Source organism: Bifidobacterium sp. FKU (assembly GCF_026016385.1).
Classification (GTDB): Bacteria; Actinomycetota; Actinomycetes; order Actinomycetales; family Bifidobacteriaceae; genus Bifidobacterium; species Bifidobacterium infantis.
Genome location: NZ_CP092888.1, coordinates 859,489 through 883,799, shown reverse-complemented (window position 1 = coordinate 883,799; position 24,311 = coordinate 859,489). Strand labels below are relative to the sequence as shown.

The following is a 24,311-nucleotide window of genomic DNA, read 5'->3' as shown; positions in this document are numbered from 1 at the left end:
CCAATGCCGTCGAAACATGAACGGCATATGACCAGCCGTCCGGATACCCGACACCGGCTGCGTTTGGCGCGCCTGCTGATCGCCTTGCTGGCCGCCGTCGCCGCCATGGAGTGCATCGTGTTCAACCTGCCGTTCTGGCGTACGCTCGGAGCGAGCACGGATACGAACGCCGTGCATAACACGCTGGGTTCGGGTCTCACGCGCCGCAATGATGGCATGTTGACCGTCACCGATCCGACTAAGGCCTATCTTGAACTGACCGCGGACGGCACGTCGAATTACCTACGCATCGATACCGCGAGCGGCAAGGTCATCGATAAGGCCCGTGAGCAGGCCGAGGCCGAATCCGAAGCGAACGACGATAAGGAAGTCTTCAAACCGCTGGCGACCATTCATGTGCGCGCGGATGTCGATGGCATCACCGGCCAGGCCCAGTCGATGAATCCCGACGCTATTCGCAGCCATTATGTCAAGGCGCCGGGTGCCGGCATCGTGCGTATTTGGATTCAGGAAGAGCGCGGCGCGATCGTACCGGTCACCGACGCCCGCGCCAACGTGCGCGTACCGTTCGTCATCAATTGGATGCGCGTGCTCGCCATGGCCTTGGTGTTGCTGATGATTGCCGTCTGGAGGCCGGGATCGCGCCTGTGGCGTATCACACTTGACCCGTCCAGCACTCGGCAACGACTTGCTTTCGTGGGGCTTATGGCGATTCCTACCCTGCTTATCGGCGCATCCATCATCCGCGAACTGTGGTACGCGTCTCCGCTCGTCTTCCACGTTTCCGGCGATTACACCTATGATTTCGACCAGTATGGGCATGTGGCCGATGCGCTGGTCGCCGGCCGGCCCTGGCTCGACTTGCCGGTTCCCGAACAACTGGCCGCCACCGAGCACCCCTATGACGTAGCCACACGTGCCCGGCTACTCGCCAATGGAGTCAGTCCGCTCTACTGGGATTACGCGTATTATGACGGTCACTGGTATTCCTATTTTGGCGTGTTGCCCGCAGTGCTGCTGTTCGTCCCCTATCGTCTGCTGACCGGTCATAATCTGCCGACATCCGTCGCCGAGTATATTCTCGTGCTGCTGTTCATCATCTTCTTCTCCTTGCTGTTGCTGCGCGTCATCCATCGCTTGATGCCGAAGACTTCGGTGGCGGCCGCGTCGTTAGTAGTGGTCTCATCGTTGGTGAGCGCGCAAGTGGGGTATTTGCTGTATCGCACGAACTTCTATCAGATACCGTTCGCCGCATCGCTGACGTTGACGTCGCTGGGACTATGGCTATGGCTCGGCGCGGACACGTCCCGCCGCCCGCTGAGACCATCGGACCGATGGCAGGCGGGCGATGCCAAGCCTCTCTCCCTGCCACGACTGGCCTTGGGTGCCTTGTGCATTGCGGCGAATTTTGGATGCCGACCGACGTTCACCTTGGCCGCATTGCTTGCGTTCCCCCTGTTCTGGCCGCAGATTCGCGCGCTGGGCAACGGTCTGCGCACACGCCGTATCAAGCCGTTGCAGGCGTTGCGCGCGCCGCTTGCGGTAATCATCCCCGCCATTCTCGTCGTGACGCCTCTGATGGCGTGGAACATGGTTCGGTTCGATTCCCCGTTCAATTTCGGTAATGCGTATCAGTTCTCCGTATCCGATATGACCCGGTATACCACCCCGTCCGCGGATATGCCCGCCAACATCTGGTATTACCTGTTCCTGCCGCTGCGCTTCATGGATCGTTTCCCGTGGCTGGCGGGCTCTCCCGCCCCGATGCCGCAATGGGGCTATTACGAGGTGATGGTCGGCGCGATTTTCACGGCCACGCCACTGACCGTGATGGCTTTGGCGCTGCCCCTGCTACGCAGATTGGAGACGCACGGCATGCGGCCATGGCTGATGTCTTGCTTGGCCGTGGCGGCGGTGCTGATCGTGTTCGACAGCCGTGTCGGCGGTCTGGGATGGCGGTATTCCGCCGATTTCGGCTGGCTGATCTCGCTGGCGTCCATACCGGGGCTACTGTGGCTGGTCAACGGGCGCGAGCCGGGACGTTCATTGGCGGGTGCCAACGACGCCGTTTCGGACGATGGCATCGCCCGGGTCACCCCGTGGCGTTGGCTGATGCGCTGGGTCATGACGCTGGCCGTCCTGTGGACCGTGGGCATAGCCGTGCTGGGTTGCTTCGTGCAGGCGCGCGACGACGCCATGATCGTCAATGATCCGACGCTCTGGCATCAGGTTCAGGCATGGTTCACGATGCTCTAGTCTCGTATCGGCGGCGAATCAGATCCTCATAAAACGCCACAGCCTCAGCCGGCGCTCCGTCAAACACGACCGCGTGCTCGTCCAGTACCAGTACGCGGTCGATGGCGTATTCGGGCCGGCGGATCATATCCGTGTCATGCGTGGCGAAAATCACCTGCTTGTTGTAGCTGAACAACGCCTTGGCCACATGCGCGGTGCCAATCTCATCCAATCCCTTGCTCGGCTCATCCGCCACAATCGCACTCGGCTCAAAGCTCAGCGCGGCCGCAATGGCCAGCAGGTGCCGTTTCTCGGAATCCAGTTCGCTGGCCTTGGCCTTGGAGACCTGCGCCAGATCAAAATGCGCGAACAGATTGCCGATGCGCGCATGACGTTCTGACTCGGGCACCTTGTGCTTTTTCAGCGCTTCGGAAACAGCCTCGGAAATATTCGCCGCTTGGTAGAAACTGTTCGGAATCTCCTCGCGGCGAACTTTGCCGACCAGATTATCGATGCGCTTCGCGTCCTTCTTCACAGCCGGGTCAAGACGTTCCTCACCGCCCGCAATGGTCACCGTGCCGGTGTTGGCCTTCAACGAACCGTCCAGCAGACCCAGCAATGTGGATTTGCCTGCGCCGTTCAGTCCGATCACGGCCACCCGCCGCTCGCTGATGGTGATGTCCGTGGGAGCAAGTCCCACGTGCCCATCATCATACGTATGCCCGGCCTGATTCAAAGTGAACGTCAGCGATGCCGGGCGTGGCAGTTCTTTCGGTCTAAACAAGAATCCCATGCCGCTATTGTACGTGGAGTACAGGTGCGGTGCCGGCAAACACCGGCCTATCGCAGCAAAGCGGCGACGGTATTGAGCACGGCGCGGATGCCACGCTCGAATTCGTCCGGTTCGGGCAGCAGGGAAACGGCCAGGTATCCATTGGAGGTCATGTCGAAGAAGTAGCCGGGCTGTCCGGTGAGCTGGTGCTCGTCAATCAGCCGCAACACCATTTCGTTCTCATCGATGACTGAGGGCACTCGTAGCAGCACGTTCCAACCACCTTCGGCCCGTAGCACGCTGACCAGCCCGTTGGGATCGGCATTGAGCAGCGTATGCAGCTTGGCAAGATTATCGCGCACGCGCTCCCCCACCCGTCTGGTCTGTGCGGGCGCGGCGTTCAACAATGCGGGAATCCGTTCGGCGATGATGTCACTCATCGGCAGATAATCATCGGCGATGACGTCCAGTCGACGCTGGGCCTCGGCAACGTCCTCGTCGGGTCCGGACACCTGAATCCATCCGACTTTGGCGTGCGGCGCGGCCAGCATCTTGGAGAATCCGTCTAGGGCGAAGGTGAGCACGCCGCGCTCCCCCGCAAGCCGTGCGTTGTCGGGGAAAGGTTCGAGAGAGTAATCGAAGAACACTTCATCGGCGATAAGGGCGATGCCATGTTCACGGCACAATGTCACGATACGTGCACGCTCGGTTGGTTTTACGTACGAACCGGTCGGATTGTTCGGGTTGATGAGCACCAATGCTCTGATGCGTTCGCCACCGGGCTCGCTGAGTAGCCGCTCGAGTTCGGCGATGTCGATGAACCAGGAGCCGTCGAATTGCAACTGGTATTCGACCGTGTCGACGCATTCAAGCCGTGCAATCGACTCGATCAGCGGATAGCCTGGTTTGGGTGCCAGCACCGCGTCGCCGGCGTTGCAAAGTAACTTAATCAGCCATGAATACGCCTCGGACGTGGAGCTCAGCAGGTACAGGGCGTCCGGGTCAACGCCCTCGATGGCGGTATTCGCATTGGCGAAAACGGCATGGCGCTCGTTCCCGCCCTCGCTGGCGGCGGGCGAAGCCGACTGAGGGCTGCTTGCGTCTACCACGTTTGCCGTATTGAGGAATGCGGCCAATGCTTCTCGTGCCGCACGCGGTCCACGCGGGTCGGCCGTATACATGCTCGGCACCAATTCGGGTGCCAGCCCGTGGCGGGTCGGATTGGAATCGTTGAGTTTGCTGAGTGCGATGCCGTTTGCCTTGGCTGTCGCCTCGGCCGCCGCAATGGGATTCGGCGCAGAAATATCCACACGAGAAGAGAAATGCACGCTCATACCCTCCCACGATAGAACCACCCCTGCCGAGCCAGGTATATCGAGGCCTCATATCCACCAGCATCCAGCACTACGACAATCGTGCGGCACGGCAGCGGAGTCGTCAGACATACTATGACTTCAATCCACATCGAATAACGGCCTAGCTACATTCATTAGGTCATTTTCGCGCTCATTAGGTCACTGCTAGTCGAGCCTCACAATTGTTGATGCTTGAAACGCCGCCATTCCGAGCCCATTGCAATTCAGGTTTGGAATGGGAGTGACCTAATGAACACATAATCGACCTAATGAACGAATTACTCATTAAAAAAGGCCGCCCGAAATACTTGGACGGCCTTACATATGGTCAATACGGCTCCTGCGCCAGCAGAAATAACTCAGCTCACTGCTGCTTGGTGCTGGCATAGTAGGCGGCACCGACGATGCCGGCCTGGTTACGCAGCTTGGCGGGCACAATCGGGGTCTTGATATCCACGTACGGCAGGAACTTTTCGCTCTGACGGCTCACGCCGCCGCCGACGGTGAACAGGTCCGGGTTGAAGTACTTCTCCATAAGGCCGTAGTACTTGGTCAGACGCTTGGCCCACTTCTTGTAGCCCAGTTCCTCGTTCTCGCGAATCGCGGAGGAGGCATACTTCTCGGCGTCCAGATGCTTGGCGCTCAGGATGATGTGTCCGAGTTCGGTGTTCGGGATGAGCGCGCCGTTGTAGATCAAGGCGGTGCCGATGCCGGTGCCCAGTGTGGTGGCGATGACCAGACCATCCTGGCCCTTGGCGGCACCGAACTGGACTTCGGCCAGGCCGGCGGCGTCGGCGTCGTTCACCACGACGACCGGGCGGCCGCAGGCTTCGGAGAACACCTCAGTAACGTCCACGCCAATCCAAGACTGGTCGAGGTTGGCCATGAAGTCGAGCTTCTGGCCGGGCTTGATCGGCGCGGGGAAGGCGATGCCAACGGGTGCGGATTCAGGCACTTCGAAGTGGTCGAGCTGCTGCTTGACGATTTTGGCCACGGCCTGAGGAGTGGAGACCTCAGGAGTGAGAATCTTCAATCGCGGCTCGGCGAAATCGCCCTTGGTGAGGTCGACGGGCGCGGCCTTGATGCCGGATCCTCCGATGTCGACGCCAAAAGCCTGTGCGGTCTCAATCATCGTTGACTTCCTTTCCTTATATGTCATCGATCCACGATTTCGCCCAAGTCTAACGCGACCATCACGCGGACGCGCCGGACGGGCCGGGGCATGGCCGTCACTCAAGCGACGGCATGGGCTTCCAGGTGGGGTCGTGCATCAGCTTGCGCGAGTCCCACCAGCCCTTGGCAATCTGCACCAAACCGGTCTTGAGGTGCTCGCGATCCACCATCACCAGGCGAATGACTTCCTTGGCCGCGGTGAGCACGGTACCCAGTCCAAACACCAGCGGGCGGAAGTCACCATAGGTCATGAAGTACCGGGCCATGTATCCGCGGTTGCGCATGATGTGATACCGGTTCATGTCGGATGTGGAGTTGAGCTGGCGCACACCGGCGATATCCCAATTGCCGATTTCGCGCGTACGGCGCAGGATCACGTCGGGCACCACAATCGGGTTGGTGACCTTGCTGGCGCGGTAGCCATACATCGTGTCATCCCAGTAGATGAAGAAGCGCGGGTCCGGCAGACCGATTTCCGTGACCACACGGCGGTTGAACAGGCCGCCTTCGAAGCACAGCGTGTCCATCACTCGATACCCGGCCGGGCCAAATGCGGCGGGCGCAATCGGGTTCGGAATGCCCAGCGGCACAATGAAGTCGTACTGCCAGTAGAACGGGCCGCCATCGTAATCGAATCGGGATCCCTGAATCACCTCGTGCCTGTCGGTCCACTTGGACAGCTTGGCAATGGCGTCCGGCAGCACGGCCACATCGTCGTCCATCACCCAGAACCATGCGGCACCCAGCTCGTAGGCTTTGGCCACGCCGGCGGAGAAACCGCCCGCACCACCCAGGTTCTCGGTCTGCGGCGCATAGACCACACGTTCTTCGTTGCCGGACTGGTCGGCCACGGTGGTGCCCCATTGGCCGGTCACCTTGCCGGCAAACGCAGCGACCATGTCCGCCGTCTGATCGGACTGCTCATTGTCCACGATGACGATGCGCCACGGTGCCTGCTCAAGCGCCAGAATCGAATCGAACAGTACCTCGAGCAGCTGCTGACGTTTGTAGGTGGTGACGATCAGGGCAAGCTTGTCGATGGTGTTGTTGGGTTTCTTCACTTCAGCCATGGCTCCCATTGTTGCACTTGACCGGCACAAGACGAATTTCTGCACAGTGAAACGCGGGTTGCGTACGTCCGGCGCATGGCGTATGAATAAGCCTGTCAGTTTCAGGGAAGGTGCAATTCCTTACTGGCGGTAACCTGTGCCCCGGGTTTCATAACGGGGATGGCGGGAAGCCCGCGACCCGCGCAAGCGGCTGATCCGGTGAGATTCCGGAGCCAACGGTATAGTCCGGATGAAAGAAACGAGGGCTCATTATGAGCGTATCTTCGCGTATCCGCATGCAAGTTGTTCGTTCTGTGGCGCCCGAGGCCGAGGGTTCGGCCAGCGCGTCCACCGCCAGCACCAACGCCAAACTTGGCTCACACACCACTGGCGTGGCCGATTCCGGCCGCTGGTCCACGCGCCGTATCGCCATGTATGCGCTGTTCGTGGCGCTGGCGATGGTCACCAGCTTCATTGAATTCCCGATTACGCCGGTCACTTGGCTGAAGTACGACCCGTCCGGCATCGTCTGCCTGATCGCCGGCTTTGCGTATGGTCCGGCCGCCGCCGCAATCGTGTCTGTGCTCGGCTTTGTGCCGCACATGTTCGCCGACCCGTGGGGTTCGCTGATGGCTGTGCTGGTGGCGCTGTTCCTGTCTGTGCCGGCCGCGTTCATCTACCGTAAGATCCGTACGCGCAAGGGTGCCGCCATCGGCATTCTGGTGGGTGCGGTGCTGGCCATCGTGGTGGCGCTGGTGGGCAACCTCATCGTCACGCCGATTTACGCGCACATGACCTACCAGGCTGTGGCCGCGATGATTCTGCCGATTCTGCTGCCGTTCAACGTGGCTAAGATGGCGATTCACGCCGTGATCACCTTCCTGATCTACAAGCCGGTCTCCAACCTGCTGTCCAAGCAGCAGTGACTGGCCTGAGACGGGCCTATGCCCGCCACGACTAACGACCACTCAACGACCGCTCAAAGAACAAGAACGCAGAACTCCGGCCTTTGCCGGGATTCTGCGTTTTCGCCTATCAGTTACGGATTACTGTCTCATGACCGTTGCACCCCATTCCTTCGACGCCGACGAGTTCCACGATTCTGCCGAGCCTGCCTCCCCCGCCGCCGTACTCAAGGACATTCGTTTCAGCTATGACCGCGGCACCTCATGGGCTTTGGATGGCGTTTCGCTCACGGTCCATGCCGGCGAGCGCCTATGCTTGGTCGGTCCGAATGGATCGGGCAAGTCCACGTTGGCCCGTCTGATTGCGGGATTGACCGCGCCGGACGGTGGCGAAGTGACGCTACTGGAACAGCGCGTGTACGCAGCCGGCCCGAATGCCGACGCCTATCGCGCTGCCCGCCGCGGCATCGGTATGGTGTTTCAGAATCCCGAGGATCAGCTGGTCACCACCGTGTTGGAGGATGACGTGGCTTTTGGCCCGGAGAATCTCGGGCTGGAGCGCGGGCTCATCGGCGAGCGTATCGTTGATTCATTGCAGGCCGTGGGGTTGGCGAACTTACGCCAGTCCGACCCGACCCGTATGAGCGGGGGGCAGCAGCAACGCGCCGCCATCGCCGGCATGCTGGCCATGAACCCGGCGATGCTGGTATTGGATGAGCCGACCGCCATGCTGGACGAATCCGCACGCGCCGAAGTTATGCGCATTTTGGATGATTTGCAGGCGCGCGGCACCACAATCGTGCATGTCACGCATCATCCGGATGAGACCGTTCATGCCGATCGCATCGTGCGCATGGAGGCCGGGCGAATCGTTGGTGTCACTGCAGCCGTCGATAATCGACCCCCGCTGGCGGAGGCTGTCTCGCAAAGCGAGACCGAGGGTGGCATCGGCACAGAAGCCGCCCCCAGTCGTCCTACGAACGACAGCCCCCGCCAGCGGGAGCGCGAAGACGGCTCCGAACTGCCGCTGCTCTCCGATGGCATCGGTGATATGACGGACCCCATTATTCGCGTCTCGCATCTGACCTATCGCTATCCTTCGGCCAAACGGGCGGTTATCGATGACCTGTCGTTCACCATCGCGCGCGGTGAAACCGTGGCACTGATGGGCGTGAATGGTTCGGGCAAGTCGACGCTGGTGCGCATGTTGTGCGCGCTGGCCGCGCCGACCGCCGGCAGCATCGAGGTGGCCGGCGTTCCGGTGGCCTCGATTGGCAGGCGCGGTCACAACGCGCGTCCGAAGTCGGCGAATCGCAAGCAATTAGCGCAATTGCGCCGGCATGTGGGTTACGTGATGCAGCATCCGGAGCATCAGCTGTTCGCTGACACGGTAGCCGAGGATGTGGCGTACGGCCCACGCAACCAAGGGCTTGGCGAGACCGAGGTAGCCGACCGCGTGCGCGAATCACTGGAACTGCTGCATATCGGGCATCTTGCCGACCGCTCCCCCTTCGATCTGTCCGGCGGGCAACAACGATTGGCAGCCATTGCCGGCGTGCTGGCCTGCAATCCTGACGTGCTCATCATGGACGAGCCGACCGCGAGTCTGGACGTCCAGGCCAAGGAGCGCATCCATGAGCTGTTGCGCATGCTCAAATCACGTGGCGTGACCGTGCTCATCATCACCCATGACTGGGAGGAGGCCGAGCAAATCGCCGACCGCGTGGTCCGTATGCCGATTGCCGCCCCCGCATCCGGCGGCCCCGTCACGGCCACCGTCACCGCCACGGCCGTATCCTCCAACGGCCCTGTGCACTCAGTGATACACCGACTTGACCCGCGCGTGAAGATGGTGGGTTTCCTGGCCGCCATGTTCACGATGTTCGCGGTGAACACGCCAACCCAGCTCGCACTGGGCATTGCCATCACCCTGGCCGTTATCGCGGCGGCACGCCTGAACCCGTTACGGGTGCTTGAATCCATTCATCCGATTCTGATCCTGCTGGGGCTGATGGGCGTGGTCAATCTGTTTGTGGTACGCACCGGCACGCCGGTGGTGGTGCTTGGCCCGCTAAGCATCACCGATCAGGGCGTGACCATAGCAGTGCTGTACGCCTGCCGTTTCGCATTGGTAATCATTCTGGGCGCGGTGTTCCTCACTACCACCACGCCTACCGCCATGACCGACGCCTTCGACACCTTGATCAGTCCGCTCAACCGACTCGGCATCCACGCCCAGGAGATCGCGTTGGTCATGAGTCTGGCATTGCGATTCATTCCAACGCTGACCGACGAGACCCGTGCCATCGTCGACGCCCAATCCGCGCGTGGCGGTTCCATCGAAACCGGTTCGCTGGCCCAGCGTATCAAGGCGATGAGCGCGATTATCGTGCCGATTTTCGCCGGCACGTTGCGTCACGCGGACAACCTGAGCCTCGCACTTGACGCCCGCTGCTACGAGGAGGGCATCCGCCGCACCCACTGGCGTGCCCTGACCATCGCCGCGCGAGATCTCGTATTCGCCGCTGCCGTCATCGTCTACATCGCGGCCATCATCGCGCTGTAGGGCGGCAAACAGCACAGACAGCACCGGTTGCTATGCTGGTGTGGTTATACGAAAGATGTAAGGAAATTCCCATGGCATTGACCAAGAAGCAAATCAAGCAGCTGCGCGCGATGGCGAACTCGCTGAAGCCCCTGTTCTATGTGGGCAAGAACGATTTGACCGAGTCGGCCGTCAATCAGGCCGATGAGACCATTGAGAAGCACGAGCTCATCAAGTGCGCGGTACAGGACGGTTCGGGCCTGACCGCCAAGGAAGCCGCCGCCGAGCTTGCCGAGCAGCTGAACGCCGAAGTGGTGCAGTCCATCGGCAATCGTTTCGTGCTGTTCCGTCGCTCCCGGAGCGACGATGTGGAGCATATCCGCTTGGTGCGCGAGTAGCGTTCGCTCTGCTCGATCCCGTAGCTTGATATGAGTAATGGCGGTTGGAATCAGTCCGATTCCAACCGCCATTACTCATATTCGTCCAGCGAGCACCGTCACTGATCCAAGATGGACCCGACGATTCCCGCAACAATGGTCAGAACCAAGGACCCCAGTACCGACCACCTGAAACCGTGTACGAAGACGCCCACGCCGAACAAACTGACCGCCAGCCAGCTGGCGAGTCGCATGAACAGCCAATTGATAATCAAGGTGACCAGCCCGAGAGACAGAATCGCAAACGGCAGTGCGATCAGATGCACAATCGGCTTGATTGACGCATTAATCAGCGCCATGAACAAAGCGAACGCGGCGATGCCGAGAATCGGAGGCTCCCCCACCGGGGTCATGCCGGGAGTCACCGCGACCATGACGGCGGCGGCGATAGTCATAATCAACCAGCTGGTCAGGAAACTTTTCATGGCCCAATCGTAGCGCGGCAGGTTCTACTATTGTGCAAAACGTGAGATGATGTTGTGCAGAAACGGTAAGAAGGTACTGCCGTTCCCGATTGAGAAGGGACAGATCCACATGACTGATGGTCAACAACAACCGTACGGTTCGGACAGTGTTCCACAGCCCGCACAGCCCGCACAGCCGTCGTACGGCCAAGATGCCGCACAGCAGCCGCAGGGCTATGGCGCCCCACAGCCCGCCGCATACGCTCAACCCGCCGCCGGAAGCTACGGCCAGCAGCAGCCGCAATACGGCCAGCCCGCCGGCGCATACGCTCAGCCTCAGTACGCTCAGCCTCAGTACGCTCAGCCTCAGTACGGCCAGCCTCAGTACGGCCAGCCTCAGTATGGCCAGCCTCAGTATGGCCAGCCCGCACAGCCCGTAGCGGGCTACGGCCAGCAGCCCGGCTATGGACAGGCCTACCAGCAGCCGAATGCCTACGCACAACCGCAATACACCGCCGCTCCGTATGCCGCCGCCCCGGTGTGGCAATCATCCAAGTCCAAGTTGGCTGCCGGCCTGTTGGGCATCTTCCTCGGCGGACTTGGTGTGCACAACTTCTATCTCGGCAACACCGGCAAGGCCGTGGCCCAGCTGCTGCTGACGCTTGTCGGCTGGATTCTGCTCGGACTTGGCCCAATCGCAGCCGCCATCTGGGGCTTTGTTGAAGGCATTATCATTCTGTGCAGCAAGCCCGGCTCGCCGTGGCATAAAGACGCCAACGGCTACGAACTATCAGACTGAGACTGACCTCGGGCCACGTTCATTGGGCCTCTGATCAACCACGCCTCTGCAGGTATCATCTCGATGCCGCAGCCGCCGTGGGATGCGACACGCCGGCCGTGTACATGAGTTCATGTACACCTGATACAGGCGAATCAGTATCGCACGAGATTCAACAGTTCCTGCTGTTTGGCATAGCGGGAAACGTTGGTGAGGGCGATGCGGATGATGTGTTCGGAAGTCTTTTCCAAATGATTGCCGCCGGCCACATGCGGGGTGATCAGGCAATGCGGCTCATCCCACAACGGACTTTCCGCCGGCAACGGCTCAGGCTCGGTGACGTCCAACCCGGCACCGTGGAGCCGTCCATTGTGCAAGACGTCGGCCAAGGCCTCGTGATCGATGGCGTCGCCACGCCCGGCATTGATCACGATGGCCGTGGATTTCAGACGACCCAGACGATCCGCATTCAGCAGATGATGGGTCTGCGGCGAGCGCGGCACCGCCATCGCCACCACGTCCGCCAATGGCAGCAGTGCTTCCAGCCGCTCGAAGCCATACATCTTTTCAATGCCCTTGGCCGGCACGTCCGCATGACGGCGCACGCCGAAGGTACGCATACCTACGGATTGGGCAAGCTGAGCGAAATGCGACCCGATGTCGCCGACGCCGATAATCAGCGCGATGCTACCTTCCGGGCTCAATACCGGGCCTTCATCCTGCCACTGATGATCACGCTGATTGGAGGCATACCGGTTGAGGTTCTTCATCAATGCCCACATGGTGGCGAACATGTGTTCCGACACGCTTTGGCCATACGCGCCGCTCGCATTGGTGACCATGGTGCCGCGAGGCAGCACACCCGGGCAGATGTACGCATCCACACCGGCGCTGAAGGTCTGCAACCATTCAAGACGGGTGTATTGGGAAGCCTGCGAGACCGGGAAGTTGCCGATGACTGCGGTAGCTCGGGAGCGAAGCTCCTCGGGAACAGCGGCCGACCAGACCATGTCGCCGCGGTGCGCTTCGTCGCCCACGAATTCCTGCGGCACATCGCGGGCCGCCTTGGCGAAAGCGCGCCGTTCTCCTTCGTTGAGTGGCAGGCAGTTGACAATCAGCTTATGCGTGTTCTCAATACCCATGGTTCACCAAACTAGGCGGCAGGGCGGATATTATCGCGTGTTTCCTCATGCTGAACCAATGCTGAACCCGCCCCGCCGGACCAATGCCGAACCCGCCCCGCCGGACCAATGCCGAACCCGCCCCATCAAACCCCACCCAACCAAGGGACAGCCCATTGCGCATCGACCGTAGCGTCCGCCCCGAACCGTACACTCACAGGTGGTTTTGTGATTCCATAGCGTGCAGCCAAGGCAGTACGATTGCCGGTTTATCCGCACGCACAGGTACCTACGCCGGTTGGTAAACCTTACATTCCATACATTGCAACCGAACGTTTAGGAGCATGTATGCCTGAGCAGCATATTGATAACGAGAAGATTCCCACACGTCTTATCGGCGCGATTGTGGCTGTCGGCTCACTTGCCTTCATTGGCATTCTGACCGAAACCGTGATGACCGTGCTTTTCCCCGCACTGATGCGCGAATTCCATGTCGACACGGCCACTGTGCAATGGATTACCACGATTTATCTGTTGGCGGTGGCCGCCACCATGCCCATCAGCTCGTTTTTGAAGCGCCGGTTCGCACTGAAAACCATTTTTCTTGCGGCTGTGATTCTGGCCATCGTTGGCTCGCTGATCATGATCGTCGCCCAAGCCTTCCCGCTGCTGATTGTCGCCCGCATTATTCAGGGCATTGGCTCAGGCGTGGCCACGCCGTTGATGATCAACATCATTCTGGAGCAGTCTCCTCGTTCGAAGATCGGCCGATTGATGGGCGTAGGATCGCTGGTCATTACCGTGGCTCCGGCCATCGGCCCGACCGTCGGCGGCGCGGTGACCACAGTGCTGCCGTGGCGCGCGATCTTCGTCATCGCCATTCCGCTGGTGCTAATCGCAGCATTCATCGGCATGAAGTGCATTGAGCAGAAGACACCGACCGAGGCTGCCTATCTTGACCCGATTCAGCTTTGGTCCATTGTTGTCGCGCTGGTCGGTCTGGTGCTGGCGCTGAACCAAGGTGGCGTGGCCATCAGTGCGGCGGTGTCCGGCAAGTCAGCCACACGCTCCGGCATTATCGCCATTGTCAGCCTGATTGTGGGCCTCGCCTTGTTGATCGTGTTCGCCATGAGTTCCAAGCGTGCCTTCTCCCCGCTGCTGCGCCTTGGCATTCTCAAGGATCCCGCCGTACTGTTACACGCCTGCGCATATCTGCTGCTGCCATTGGTCGCCATCGGCTACGGCTATGTCATCACCAATGTGGCACAGCTTTCGCTCGGCACCACGGCATTTGTGGCCGGCTCTCTGGTGCTGCCCGGCGCACTGGTCGGCGCTGTCTGTGCCCCGCTTGGCGGCTGGTTCTACGATAAGTTCGGCGCGGTCAAGCCGATTCTGATTCCGATCGGCATCGCTATTTTGGGCCCAGTGCTTATGCTGGTGTTCTCGATGCAGCTTACGCCCGTGCTGCTCGCCGGATTCTATTTCATTTTCGGTCTGTTCTATTCCATCGGCAATGCGAATGTGATGACCAGTGGCCTGTCGGAGGTCTCTCCCGGGTTCAAGCCGGACGGCAACGCCATTTTCAACACGTGTCTTCAGTTTGGCGGCGCTGCCGGTACCGCACTGTTCTCCACGATTCTTTCCGTGGCTCAGGCCGGCGCAGGAGAAGAAGGCACCGCTGAGTTTGCTCATGCCACTGCCGTCGGCGGCACATGGACGTTTGCCACGATGACGGTTATCTGCCTGATTGGCTGGTGCTGTCTGGCCACCGCGTTCCGCATTCGCGCCTCACGCCGGCGCGCCTAAGACCGTCAGTCCGCGGCCCGTGACGCCTCCCGCCCGGATTCGTCACCGTGCAGTATCGTGCGGATTCGGGCGAGACGCTGGCTGACTTCGTGTTCGTAGCCGCGATCGTTGGGATGGTAGTACTCGGTGCCACGCAGCTCTTCGGGCATATATTCCTGCGGCGCCACGGCACCGGGCCAATCGTGCGCATACTTGTAGCCCTCGTGGTTGCCCCACTCTTTCATAAGCTTGGTGGGGGCGTTCCTCAAATACAGCGGAACAGCGCCGATCTTGCCGGCATCCACGTCCGCGAGCGCCTGGTTGATGGCGTTATAGCTGGCGTTTGATTTGGGCGCGGTGGCCACGGCAATCGTGGCTTCGGCCAAAATAATACGTGCCTCAGGCATGCCGACCAGCGCCACGGCCTGCGCCGCGGCCACGGTGACCTGCAAAATCTGCGGGGCGGCCATGCCGACTTCCTCGCTGGCGGCAATCATGATGCGACGGGCGATGAAGCGCGGATCTTCACCCGCTTTCAGCATGCGCGCCAGATAATGGATGGCGGCATCCGGATCGGAGCCCCGCATGGATTTGATGAATGCGGAAATCACGTCGTAATGGTCATCGCCGTCTTTGTCGTAGCGCACGGTGGCGGTGTCCATTACCGTAGCCACGATTTCGGGGGTGATGATGGGTCGGCGTGCGCCCTTTTTTCGGGCTTCGTCGCCGGTGACCGCGCCAGCCGCGGCCTCCAGAATCGTGAGACTCTTGCGTGCGTCGCCACCGGCCATGCGCACGATATCGGCGATGGCTTCGTCCGTGGCTTTGACCTCGCCCTTGAGACCGCGGTCATCAGTCAGCGCGCGCTGCACCAGTTCGGTGAGCTGATCAGGCTCCAATGACTCAAGCTTGACGACCACCGAACGGGAGAGCAACGGTTTGATGATGGAAAAGCTCGGGTTCTCGGTGGTGGCGCCGATAAAGGTCACGTCGCGGTTTTCGACGGCGGGAAGCAGCGCATCCTGCTGGGATTTGGAGAAGCGATGCACCTCGTCGATGAACAGTACGGTTTCCTGGCCGCGTGACACGAGCCGTTCGTGAGCGCGGGTGAGTACGTCGCGCACGTCTTTGACGCCGGATGTCACGGCGGAGAGTTCCTCAAACACGCGGCCGGATTGGCCGGCCACGATGGTGGCGAGCGTGGTTTTGCCGACGCCTGGAGGGCCGAACAGGATTACGGAGCTCGGCGCGGTGAGACTGCCTTTGCTGGCCGGATTGGCGAGGCGCCGCAGCGGCGAGCCCTGGCCCAACACCTGCGTTTGGCCAATCACCTCGTCCAAAGTGCGTGGACGCATGCGCACCGCCAACGGCCGTGTCATCGACTCCGGCGCATCAGCCACCCCAAACAAATCGTTCTCACTCATAACGTCCTATAGTACCCCAGTGTTCGAACAGACGTTCGAGCTGCACCTTGGCTTCCCTCAGAGAGGGGAGCCAGGAATCAGTTACTCACCTTGTAGTCGTGGAAGACTACTTCGCCGGTGTCTTGGGTGGCGTCAAGGTCCACGATGCCTTCGATGGCCCAGTCGTGGTCGCCATCGGAATCATCGATAATCTGACGCACCTTCCACGTATGCTCGTCGTTCTCGTGCTTGTCATCCAACATGAACAGTTCGGGCGAGCGCGCTTCGGCGCCGATGCCCACGTACTCGTGCTCGTCGTAGTAGTCGTCGAGCACATCTTCCCATTCGTGCACGCCGTAGCCCCAGTCTTTGTCGAGCGCGCCGAGCTTGTCCGGCTGGTCGAGGTCCATAAGCTGCACACGGCGGAACATGGCGTTTCTGATCAGCACGATAAGGCCTCGTCGGTCCTCGACCACCGCGTTCTTCTTGCCCGGCGCCGCCAAGGAGGCCGCCGCCTCGGACTGGTCGGCGGAATCGCCGGCGTTCTCCCATTCATCCACCAGCGAGGAGTCGATGGAGCGCACGAGCACGCGCAGCCAGGAGATGATGTCTTCGAGTTGCTCGTCACGTTTTTCGGGCGGCACGGTACGCGCCAGCGTGCGGTAGGCGTCCGAGAGGTAGCGCAACAGGGTACCTTCGGAGCGGGCGATGTTGTATCGGGTGATGTATCCGGTGAAGTCGGAGGCGGTTTCCACCATGTCGCGCACCACGGATTTCGGCGATAGCCAGTAGTCGTTGGCCCACGGCACATCGTGGCGGTACTGGTCGAACGCGGCTTCGAGCATGTCTTCCAGTGGCTTCGGATACGTAATCTCCTGCAGCTTATCCATACGCTCGTCATAGTCGATTCCGTCGGCCTTCATATCGGCCATCGCCTTGTCTCGGGCCTGACGCTCCTGGGCACGCAGCACCTGCTTGGGGTCTTCGAGCGTGGCCTCGGCCATGGAGATCACGTCCAGCGCATAGGTGTCGGACTCGGGGTCCAGCAGTTCGAGCGCGGCCAGCAGGAACGGGGAGAGCGGCTGGTCGAGGGCGAAGTCGTCCGGCATATCAAGGGTCATGTAGTAGTCCTTGCCGCCGTCCTTGCGGTCCTCGGTTTCGATGACTTCGGTATCGAACAGGGTTTGGAAAATCTCGTCGGCCCGCTGGTGCAGATGCTCCTTTTGGTCGGGGGTCTGCGCGGAATCGTCGATGAGATCGTCGATACGGGCACGGGCGTCGCCGCCCTGCGCCACTTCGTTGAGCACCATCGAATGCGTGATTTTCAGGTGCGGGACCAGGGTTTCCGGTTCGGCGTCGATGAGCTTGTCAAACGTGCTCTGGTTCCAGGTCACAAAACCTTCCGGAGCCTTCTTGCGCTTGACCTTCTTGAGCTTCTTCGGGTCTCCCCCGGCCTTGGCGATGGCCTTCTGGTTTTCGATTTCGTATTCGGGAGCCTCGGCGATCACCAGTCCCTCGGTATCGAATCCCATACGTCCGGCGCGTCCGGCAATCTGGTGGAATTCACGGGCGCGCAGGCGGCGCATCTTGGTGCCGTCGAACTTGGTCAGGGCCGTGAGCACCACGGAGTGAATCGGCACATTGATGCCGACGCCCAACGTGTCGGTGCCGCAGATCACGGGCAGCAGACCCTGCTGGGCGAGCTGTTCGACCAGGCGGCGGTAGCGAGGCAGCATTCCGGCATGATGGATGCCGACACCGGTGCGCAGCAGTCGCTGCAGAATCTTGCCGAAGGCTGTGGTGAATTTGACGCCTTTGATGGCTTCTGCGATGGCTTGGCGCTGTTCCTTGCTGGACACGCCAGTGGAGGCGAGCGCCTGCGCGGTCTCCAGCGCGGCGTCCTGTGAGAAATGGACCACATAAATCGGGGTTTCGCCGTTGCGGAAGGCGAGTTCCACGGTTTTTTCCATCGGATCGAGCGTGTATTCGTAGCTTAACGGCACCGGTCGCGGCGCGTCGGCGATTACATCCACGTCCGGGGTGTCGTTCAGATCGGAGAGCTTGTCGGCGATGGCGTCCACATTGCCGAGTGTGGCGCTCATCAGCAGGAACTGGGTCTGCGGCAGCGTGAGCAGTGGCACCTGCCACGCCCAGCCGCGCTCCGGATCGCCGTAATAATGGAATTCGTCCATCGCCACGAGGCCCACGTCGGCATGGGTGCCTTCGCGCAAAGCCTGGTTGGCGAGGATTTCGGCGGTGCAGCAGATGATCGGCGCGTCCGCGTTGATGTGGCTGTCGCCGGTGATCATGCCGACATTGTCGCGGCCGAACACTTCGACCAGGTCGAAGAATTTCTCCGACACCAGCGCCTTGATCGGAGCGGTGTAATAGGAGCGGCGGCCAGTGCACAGGGCGGCGAAGTGCATGCCAAGCGCCACCAGCGATTTGCCCGAACCGGTCGGGGTGTTCAAAATCACATGGTCGCCGGCCAAGAGGTCCATAATGGCCCCTTCCTGATGCGGCCATGGTTCGATGCCTTTGACGTCTTCCACCCAGCCGAAGAATCGTTCGTAGATGTCGTCGGCCGTAAGATTCCGTTCGCGCTCGTTACCGTCCCATTCGGGGGCCAGCCGCCCCAGGGATCCGTATTCCTTCTCGTCAGTCATAATGCTCAGTCTACCTAGTGGCCTATTCCGGCGGCACGAGCCACCCTCCGTCGCTATGCGGCGCCTCACGCCAACCGGCGGAGCCATGCGAAGAGCCGTGCCATGCGCTTGGCTCCGTCAGTGGGAGGATTGCTCACGCCAACCGGCGGCGCACCTCGTCGGGGTCCACCTCGGGTTCGAGGGGCGGCCAGGTCATGTTCATGTTCTTCAAGGTGGTGCGCAGCAGTTCGGAGACCACTGCTCGCGAATACCAGCGGTTATCGGCCGGTACGAGGTACCAAGGTGCGGCGGCCGTGCTGGTTTTCTCGAACACCTCCTGCCATGCGGCCATATACTCATCCCAGCGGTCGCGGGCCTCGAGATCGGAGATGTCGAATTTCCAGAACTTGGTGGGATCGTCCAGTCTCCCGAGGAAGTGTTTTTTCTGTTCTTCCTGGCTTACCACGAGGAAGATCTTGAGGATGGCGCATCCGCTGGCGGCCAGTTCACGTTCGAAATCGTTGATCTGGTCGTAGCGGGCACGCCATACGTCTTCGGGATAGGTGCCATAGACGTGCGGCATGACCACATCTTCATAATGGGAGCGGTCGAATACGGCAATCCACCCCGGCTTGGGCAATTCACGCTTCACACGCCAGAGGAAGTCGTGGTCGAGCTCCTCGGCCGTAGGCTTGCCGAAGCCATGGTAATGGATGCCCATCGGGTCGCCTTGGCTGAACACGTGACGCACGATGCCGCCCTTGCCGGAGGCATCCATGCCTTGCAGCACGATGAGCAGCCGCCGTGTCGAGCCTTTGACGCCATTCGCGTACATGAGCCGCTGGTATCGGGCGATTTCGGAGGAGCTGATCGAAATGAACTTCTCGGCGTCCTCTTTATTGCCGTCGAATCCGGGAGTGGAATCGCCTTCGACATCAGTGACCTGCATGCCGTGGTGGAACATAAGACGTTGAGCGGGCGGCAACGACCATACGGCGCTGAGCAGTTCACTGGATTTCGCCGCACGTGCCAGTCGTTCAGGCACGCTGGCACTGGAGTCGATGGTGTCTATGCGATCCGCCGCGAGCTGTAATACCTTGTCGATCCGTCGAGCGGTTTTGGATTCCTTTCCCTTGCCGTTCTTGTTGTTTTTTCCTGAGGATTTTCCGGCTGTACCCCACTTGCCGGCCTCTTCAGGCTTGTTGGTTCTGTCGTCGTCCTTGGCCATGCTCCCGATTGTACGTCTTGTAACTCAGGAGACCTAGCAACGTAGCGACATTCACATTTCACTTGTTACTGCAAATCTATAGGCATGCAGTCGTTCGGACCGTAATTGTTGGCTTTGCACCAATTACCTGGCACCGTCGGCAATCCCGAGGGTATGGGAGGGAGATGAAGCCGACACCGTATGAAGGCAAACTCGGTAAATCTCCAAACTGAACTTTGGCTGAATTACCGCTGAAGCTGGTTCTTGGATTTGCGTCGAACCGTCCGTATTCCGCCGACAATCGCGATTACAGCGGTACCGATGGCTACGCTGATCAACGCCGGTCGTTGCGCGGCATGGAGGGTGGCGAGATCCGGCCCGGCCGCAATGGCGCTGTTTTCACCCGCCGAGCTATCAGACGCCGGATGATTACCCGCGTCGGCGTACTGGGCATTGACCACACTCGGGCCGGTAAGCGCCACCTGGTCGGCGGTCTCGACCTTGGCCACATCGCCGTGCTTATCCAAGGTGACGCGGGCGCACAGGGCTTTGGCCCAGTTGATACGCTGCCAGCCGTCGCTCGATTGCCATAGGGGGTATCCGGAATCCAAGGCAGTGGCTTTCAAAATCGCGTTGCGCTGATCGGCGTGCAGTTCGGGATAGGCCAGTCGCAGCACGTCCGCCGCCCCGCGCGGGGCCACGAGATCAGCGCCGGAATGGGCGGTGTCTTGCGGGAAGGTGTAGGTCAGGCGTGCGGTGTAGACGCGCACGGCCGAGGCTTGGTCCACGACCGGCTCGGTGGCCACTGGGTCCAGAAAATCGTTGGTGTAGCCGCCCGAACCGGAGGCCTTGGTGTTGGCGATGCAGGCGGCGAGCGTAGTGCCGTGGCCGTCCGCGGCGCAGCGGGACACCAGATAGTCGCGCAGCTGCCGGGACGCGGGCACGATGGACGAAGCGAATTCGTTATGCCAGTACTGCCCGTTCTGGGCGGATGCGCCAATGCGCCCACCCATGATGTCAAGCGGATAATGCACGCCGAGCACGATGCGGTTGTTGCCGGCCTCCGAAGTGCGGGCCATGATTTGCGGCGCGAGTTCGGGAATCATGCCGGCCAGCGCGATACCCCACGAATAGGCGCCGGTAGTGTGGCCGGAGGGGTAGGAACTGTTTTTCTGCAAGTTCGAGTAGCCGGGCATGTGTTCGAGCCATGAGGGCGATTGTTTGATGTCAAGCGTGGCGGGCAGTCCGGCGAGATCGTTAGTGCCGCCGTAGCTGCTTTCCGCACGGTTCAGATAGGGGCGCGGATGCATGGCCGCACGTTTTGAGGCGTAGGTGGAGGCCACGTTAAAGGAGAAGATATCGGCGACGGCGTTGAGTTTCCCGGATTTGAGCCCTTCGCTCATATATTTGCCAAGCACCGGACCGAGCGCGTCCGGCATGGTTTCCTCGGCTTGCAGATCGGAGTCGACGAGTGCACGCTTGCGTTGGGCGTTCAGGCCATCCTTATCGAGATTTTCGGCGGCTTTGTGGTTAATGGCCACGGCCAAATCTTCGTCGAGTTTCATGGTATCGGCGTGGAGCACCTTGCCACCGTGTTCGGCATCGGTGGGGGCCTGCCAATAGTTCTTTTCGTAGTCGGAGAGCAATGCCACCCAATCCGGGTTGGGCAACTGGTCGGCCTGCGCGATTGCGGGCGTCGCGGCTAGCGTGGCCGCCAACGCCAGCGGCGCAATGGTCGCAATAGCAAAAACGGAGGATAGGTGCCGGAACATCTTCATATGTTCCAACCTATCCTCCGTGAAAGCTACGTAGCCGGAACCCAGTCAAACACTCAGTAAATTCTTCGTGCCGGCTTAGCGGCGATTGCGCTGACCGTCAGGCCTCTGGCTTGTCCTCAGGCTTTTGAGACTCCTGGAATTCGCCGGTTTCCGGGTCAACCTGTGACTCGGGCTGGGTGGCGTCATATCCCTGTTCGTAGCGGGTGCGCTGCCAGTTGCGAATCGAGGCGTTGGTGCCACGGTGATGCACATGGTATTTGCGCGGCGCACCACCAAACGGCAGCTCTTCGACTTCCTTGGCCACAGCGATCTGATTGACATTGGACGGGTCTCCGGCGGCGATCGGCGCCACGGGCTCGGCCTCGGTGGGCGCGGCCGTACGCTGCTGCATGCGCGAGGGCAGCCATTCGGCGAGCCTCGACAGCAGCCAGCAGGCGACGAAGTAGATCACCGCAGCCATGACCAGCGTCTGCAGGATGTTGAAGTACATCGAGCCGAGTCGGCGCGATTCCTGCAGCAGGTCGGTATACATGATGATCGATCCCAGGGCGGTGTCCTTCAACACCACGACCAGCTGGGTGACGGCGGCCGGCAGCATGGCGTAGACGGCCTGCGGCACCTCGATCTCCATGAGCGACTGTGTTTCGGTCAGGCCCAAAGCGAGCGAGGCCTCGCGCTGGCCGCCCGGCAGATTGCCGACGCCGGAGCGCACGAGTTCGGCGACCACCGAACCGTTGTGCAGCACCAAGGCCAGCACCACGGCCCAATAGGACGGGCTGGGCAGGCCCGCGAACGCGAACCATCGCCAGAAGAAGATCATGAGCAGCAGCACCGGCACCGCACGGCAGAACTCGACGATCACGGCGGAAACGCCACGTACCAGCGGGTTCGGCAGCAGTCGGCCCACGCCGAACACCAGGCCGAACACCACAGCACCCACCACGGCCACGACGGTGGCCTTGATGGTCATCCACAGTCCGGGCAGGTAGAAGTCGGTCCACGCTTCACGTTCGATGGCTGGCTTCCACAGCTCCCAGCTGAGCTGATTCTCGCCATCCGGCGGGTTGTGCAGGCGCATGAGGATAAGCACGAGCACCACCGCGAACAGAATGCCTGCGATCCAGTTGACGATGCGAATGGTGCGCCGGCCCTTGGGACCGGGCGCGTCGAACAGCACGGAATTCGAAGTATCGGCCATATCCGTCACCTCCTTACGGCGAGCTTGTTGGACAGGTACGTGGTGAGCATGCCGATAGGGATGATCAGGATCACGTAGCCGAGCGCGAAGATCAGGAAGATCTGGATGATCACGTCGGGGCGGAATTCGATCATCTCGCTCATCAGCGAGGATGTTTCGGTGGCCACGGATGCGGCGGCGGCCACGGTGGAGTTCTTGAGCAGTGCGATCAGCGTGTTGCCGAGCGGCGCCACGGAGCCTCGGAAGGCCTGCGGCAGGATGATCTCGGTGGCGGACTGCATGAAGCCCAAGCCCAGCGCTCGTGCGGCCTCGGCCTGGCCAATCGGCACGGTGTTGATGCCCGAACGCAGCGATTCACACACGAACGCCGCCGTGTACAGGCTCAGGCCGGTGACCGCGAGCCAGAAGAAGTTCGTGGCGAAGGTGTCGGAGAAGCTGAGCTTCAGCTGCGCGTAGGCACCCAGCACCATGAACACCATGATGATGGTCAGCGGCAGGTTCTTGAACAGTTCCACATATGCGCCGGCGACGGCGCGCAACGAGGAGATCGGCGAGATGCGCATGACCACGAGAACCACGCCGATGACCGTGGAGAACAAGGCCGACCACAAGGTCAGCTCGAGGTTGACCAGAAAGGCGCCGAACACGTCATAGTGGCCGAGAAGTTCCATGAACTCGTTCATCGGTCCTCTCCTTCGTTCGGGGTGGGCGGGTTGTACCGCACGTCGGGCGTGTAGTCGACGCCCTTGGTGTTATCGCTGATGGCGTTCTCCCACGAGCCGTCCTGAATCATGTCCACGATGGCGTTGTTGATTTTGGTGGCCAGCTGCGTGTCGCCCTTCTTGATGCCCACGCCGTAGTGTTCCTGCGTGAACGGTTTGCCGACCACCTTGAGCTTGCCGCGCGAGGCAGAGGCCAGGCCGGCCAGGATGATGTCGTCGGTGGTTACCGCGTCCACGATGCCGGAGAACAGGGCGGTGGCGCATTCGGCGTAACCGGGCTGTTCCATAAGCTGGACTTCGGAGGCGAACTTCTCCTTGACGGTGGCGGCGGAGGTCGAACCGGTGACGGAGCATAGGCGCTTACCGTTCAGGTCTTCGGGGCCGTTGATGGAGTTGTCGTCCTTGCGCACGAGCAGATCCTGTCCGGCCACGAAGTACGGGCCGGCGAAGGAGACGGCCTTCTTGCGCTCGTCGGTGATGGAGTAGGTGGCGAGGATCATGTCCACGTCGCCGTTCTGAATCATGGCCTCACGCTGCTTGGAGGGGGCTTCCTTCCAGATGATCTGGTCTTCGGAATAGCCGAGTTTCTTGGCGATGTACTTGGCCACGTCCACGTCGAAGCCCACGTAGGTGCCGGACTTCTTGAAGCCCAGGCCGGGCTGGTCGAATTTGATGCCGATGCGGATCTTGCCGGTTTCGTCCGCGCCGCAGGCGGCCAGCGACATTGTGCAGGCCACGGCGGCGAGCGCGGCGATCACGCGGCAAGCCTTCCGTTTGAACGTATTGGTGAATGTCATTG

The 24,311-nt window shown here is 60.9% G+C and carries 19 protein-coding genes and 1 riboswitch; of the genes, 6 read left to right on the top strand and 13 right to left on the bottom strand.

All coding sequences use genetic code 11. The annotated features are described in order from the left end of the window. The first annotated feature begins 3 nt into the window (after positions 1-3). The gene (locus MMB48_RS03950) at positions 4-2,256 is read left to right on the top strand and encodes a hypothetical protein (RefSeq protein WP_032745361.1); all 2,253 of its coding nucleotides are present in this window, start codon (positions 4-6) and stop codon (positions 2,254-2,256) included. On the opposite strand, the gene MMB48_RS03945 is transcribed toward MMB48_RS03950, so the two are convergent. From MMB48_RS03945 to MMB48_RS03930, 4 genes are all read right to left on the bottom strand, one after another. Continuing rightward, positions 2,243-3,028, bottom strand: a complete 786-nt coding sequence (locus MMB48_RS03945) for an energy-coupling factor ABC transporter ATP-binding protein (protein WP_032745510.1) — start codon at positions 3,026-3,028, stop codon at positions 2,243-2,245. The genes MMB48_RS03950 and MMB48_RS03945 overlap by 14 nt on opposite strands. A 47-nt stretch (positions 3,029-3,075) precedes the next feature. After that, positions 3,076-4,341, bottom strand: coding sequence for a pyridoxal phosphate-dependent aminotransferase (locus MMB48_RS03940; RefSeq protein ID WP_032745362.1), 1,266 nt, complete (start codon positions 4,339-4,341; stop codon positions 3,076-3,078). Between the two features lie 385 nt (positions 4,342-4,726). After that, positions 4,727-5,494 carry a polyphosphate--glucose phosphotransferase gene (gene ppgK, locus MMB48_RS03935; RefSeq protein ID WP_012577115.1) on the bottom strand — a complete coding sequence of 256 codons (768 nt, stop codon included), beginning with the start codon at positions 5,492-5,494 and terminating at the stop codon, positions 4,727-4,729. A 97-nt stretch (positions 5,495-5,591) separates the two neighbouring features. Continuing rightward, positions 5,592-6,614 carry a glycosyltransferase family 2 protein gene (locus tag MMB48_RS03930; protein WP_136527112.1) on the bottom strand — a complete coding sequence of 341 codons (1,023 nt, stop codon included), beginning with the start codon at positions 6,612-6,614 and terminating at the stop codon, positions 5,592-5,594. An 84-nt stretch (positions 6,615-6,698) separates the two neighbouring features. Then, positions 6,699-6,850: riboswitch (FMN riboswitch) on the top strand. Between the two features lie 6 nt (positions 6,851-6,856). Between MMB48_RS03930 and MMB48_RS03925 the strand changes: the two genes are divergently transcribed. The 3 genes from MMB48_RS03925 to MMB48_RS03915 all read left to right on the top strand — a co-directional run bounded on the left by MMB48_RS03925 (position 6,857) and on the right by MMB48_RS03915 (position 10,432). Further along, positions 6,857-7,510 carry an ECF transporter S component gene (locus MMB48_RS03925; RefSeq protein ID WP_012577113.1) on the top strand — a complete coding sequence of 218 codons (654 nt, stop codon included), beginning with the start codon at positions 6,857-6,859 and terminating at the stop codon, positions 7,508-7,510. A 130-nt stretch (positions 7,511-7,640) separates the two neighbouring features. Beyond that, positions 7,641-10,055, top strand: a complete 2,415-nt coding sequence (locus MMB48_RS03920; protein ID WP_032745364.1) for an energy-coupling factor transporter ATPase — start codon at positions 7,641-7,643, stop codon at positions 10,053-10,055. A 71-nt stretch (positions 10,056-10,126) separates the two neighbouring features. Then, positions 10,127-10,432 carry a YhbY family RNA-binding protein gene (locus tag MMB48_RS03915; protein WP_032745365.1) on the top strand — a complete coding sequence of 102 codons (306 nt, stop codon included), beginning with the start codon at positions 10,127-10,129 and terminating at the stop codon, positions 10,430-10,432. A 98-nt stretch (positions 10,433-10,530) separates the two neighbouring features. Here the strand turns inward: MMB48_RS03915 and MMB48_RS03910 are convergent, their stop codons facing one another. Next, positions 10,531-10,896 (bottom strand): phage holin family protein, encoded by a 366-nt coding sequence (locus tag MMB48_RS03910; protein ID WP_032745366.1) that lies wholly within the window; start codon positions 10,894-10,896, stop codon positions 10,531-10,533. Between the two features lie 49 nt (positions 10,897-10,945). Between MMB48_RS03910 and MMB48_RS03905 the strand changes: the two genes are divergently transcribed. Further along, positions 10,946-11,674 (top strand): TM2 domain-containing protein, encoded by a 729-nt coding sequence (locus MMB48_RS03905; RefSeq protein ID WP_032745511.1) that lies wholly within the window; start codon positions 10,946-10,948, stop codon positions 11,672-11,674. Between the two features lie 134 nt (positions 11,675-11,808). Here MMB48_RS03905 and MMB48_RS03900 read toward each other — a convergent pair whose 3' ends face one another. After that, the gene (locus tag MMB48_RS03900) at positions 11,809-12,795 is read right to left on the bottom strand and encodes a D-2-hydroxyacid dehydrogenase (RefSeq protein ID WP_032745367.1); all 987 of its coding nucleotides are present in this window, start codon (positions 12,793-12,795) and stop codon (positions 11,809-11,811) included. Between the two features lie 327 nt (positions 12,796-13,122). Between MMB48_RS03900 and MMB48_RS03895 the strand changes: the two genes are divergently transcribed. Continuing rightward, on the top strand, positions 13,123-14,580 hold the full coding sequence (locus MMB48_RS03895) for an MFS transporter (protein ID WP_032745368.1): 1,458 nt from the start codon (positions 13,123-13,125) through the stop codon (positions 14,578-14,580). A gap of 5 nt (positions 14,581-14,585) precedes the next feature. On the opposite strand, the gene MMB48_RS03890 is transcribed toward MMB48_RS03895, so the two are convergent. The 7 genes from MMB48_RS03890 to MMB48_RS03860 form a co-directional block, all read right to left on the bottom strand. Then, positions 14,586-15,983, bottom strand: a complete 1,398-nt coding sequence (locus tag MMB48_RS03890) for a replication-associated recombination protein A (RefSeq protein WP_032745369.1) — start codon at positions 15,981-15,983, stop codon at positions 14,586-14,588. Positions 15,984-16,060: 77 nt separating this feature from the next. After that, positions 16,061-18,628 carry a DEAD/DEAH box helicase gene (locus MMB48_RS03885; protein WP_032745370.1) on the bottom strand — a complete coding sequence of 856 codons (2,568 nt, stop codon included), beginning with the start codon at positions 18,626-18,628 and terminating at the stop codon, positions 16,061-16,063. A 133-nt stretch (positions 18,629-18,761) separates the two neighbouring features. Further along, complete coding sequence (locus tag MMB48_RS03880; protein WP_032745371.1) at positions 18,762-19,835, bottom strand: polyphosphate kinase 2 family protein; 1,074 nt, start codon at positions 19,833-19,835, stop codon at positions 18,762-18,764. A 224-nt stretch (positions 19,836-20,059) separates the two neighbouring features. After that, on the bottom strand, positions 20,060-21,592 hold the full coding sequence (locus MMB48_RS03875; protein WP_032745372.1) for an acid phosphatase: 1,533 nt from the start codon (positions 21,590-21,592) through the stop codon (positions 20,060-20,062). Positions 21,593-21,689: 97 nt separating this feature from the next. Beyond that, positions 21,690-22,790 carry an amino acid ABC transporter permease gene (locus tag MMB48_RS03870; RefSeq protein ID WP_032745373.1) on the bottom strand — a complete coding sequence of 367 codons (1,101 nt, stop codon included), beginning with the start codon at positions 22,788-22,790 and terminating at the stop codon, positions 21,690-21,692. A gap of 5 nt (positions 22,791-22,795) precedes the next feature. After that, positions 22,796-23,473: an amino acid ABC transporter permease gene (locus MMB48_RS03865; RefSeq protein WP_032745374.1), complete on the bottom strand. Its 678-nt coding sequence runs from the start codon at positions 23,471-23,473 to the stop codon at positions 22,796-22,798. Then, positions 23,470-24,309, bottom strand: coding sequence for a glutamate ABC transporter substrate-binding protein (locus MMB48_RS03860; RefSeq protein WP_012577100.1), 840 nt, complete (start codon positions 24,307-24,309; stop codon positions 23,470-23,472). The genes MMB48_RS03865 and MMB48_RS03860 overlap by 4 nt, the downstream gene beginning before the upstream one ends. Positions 24,310-24,311: the final 2 nt, after the last annotated feature.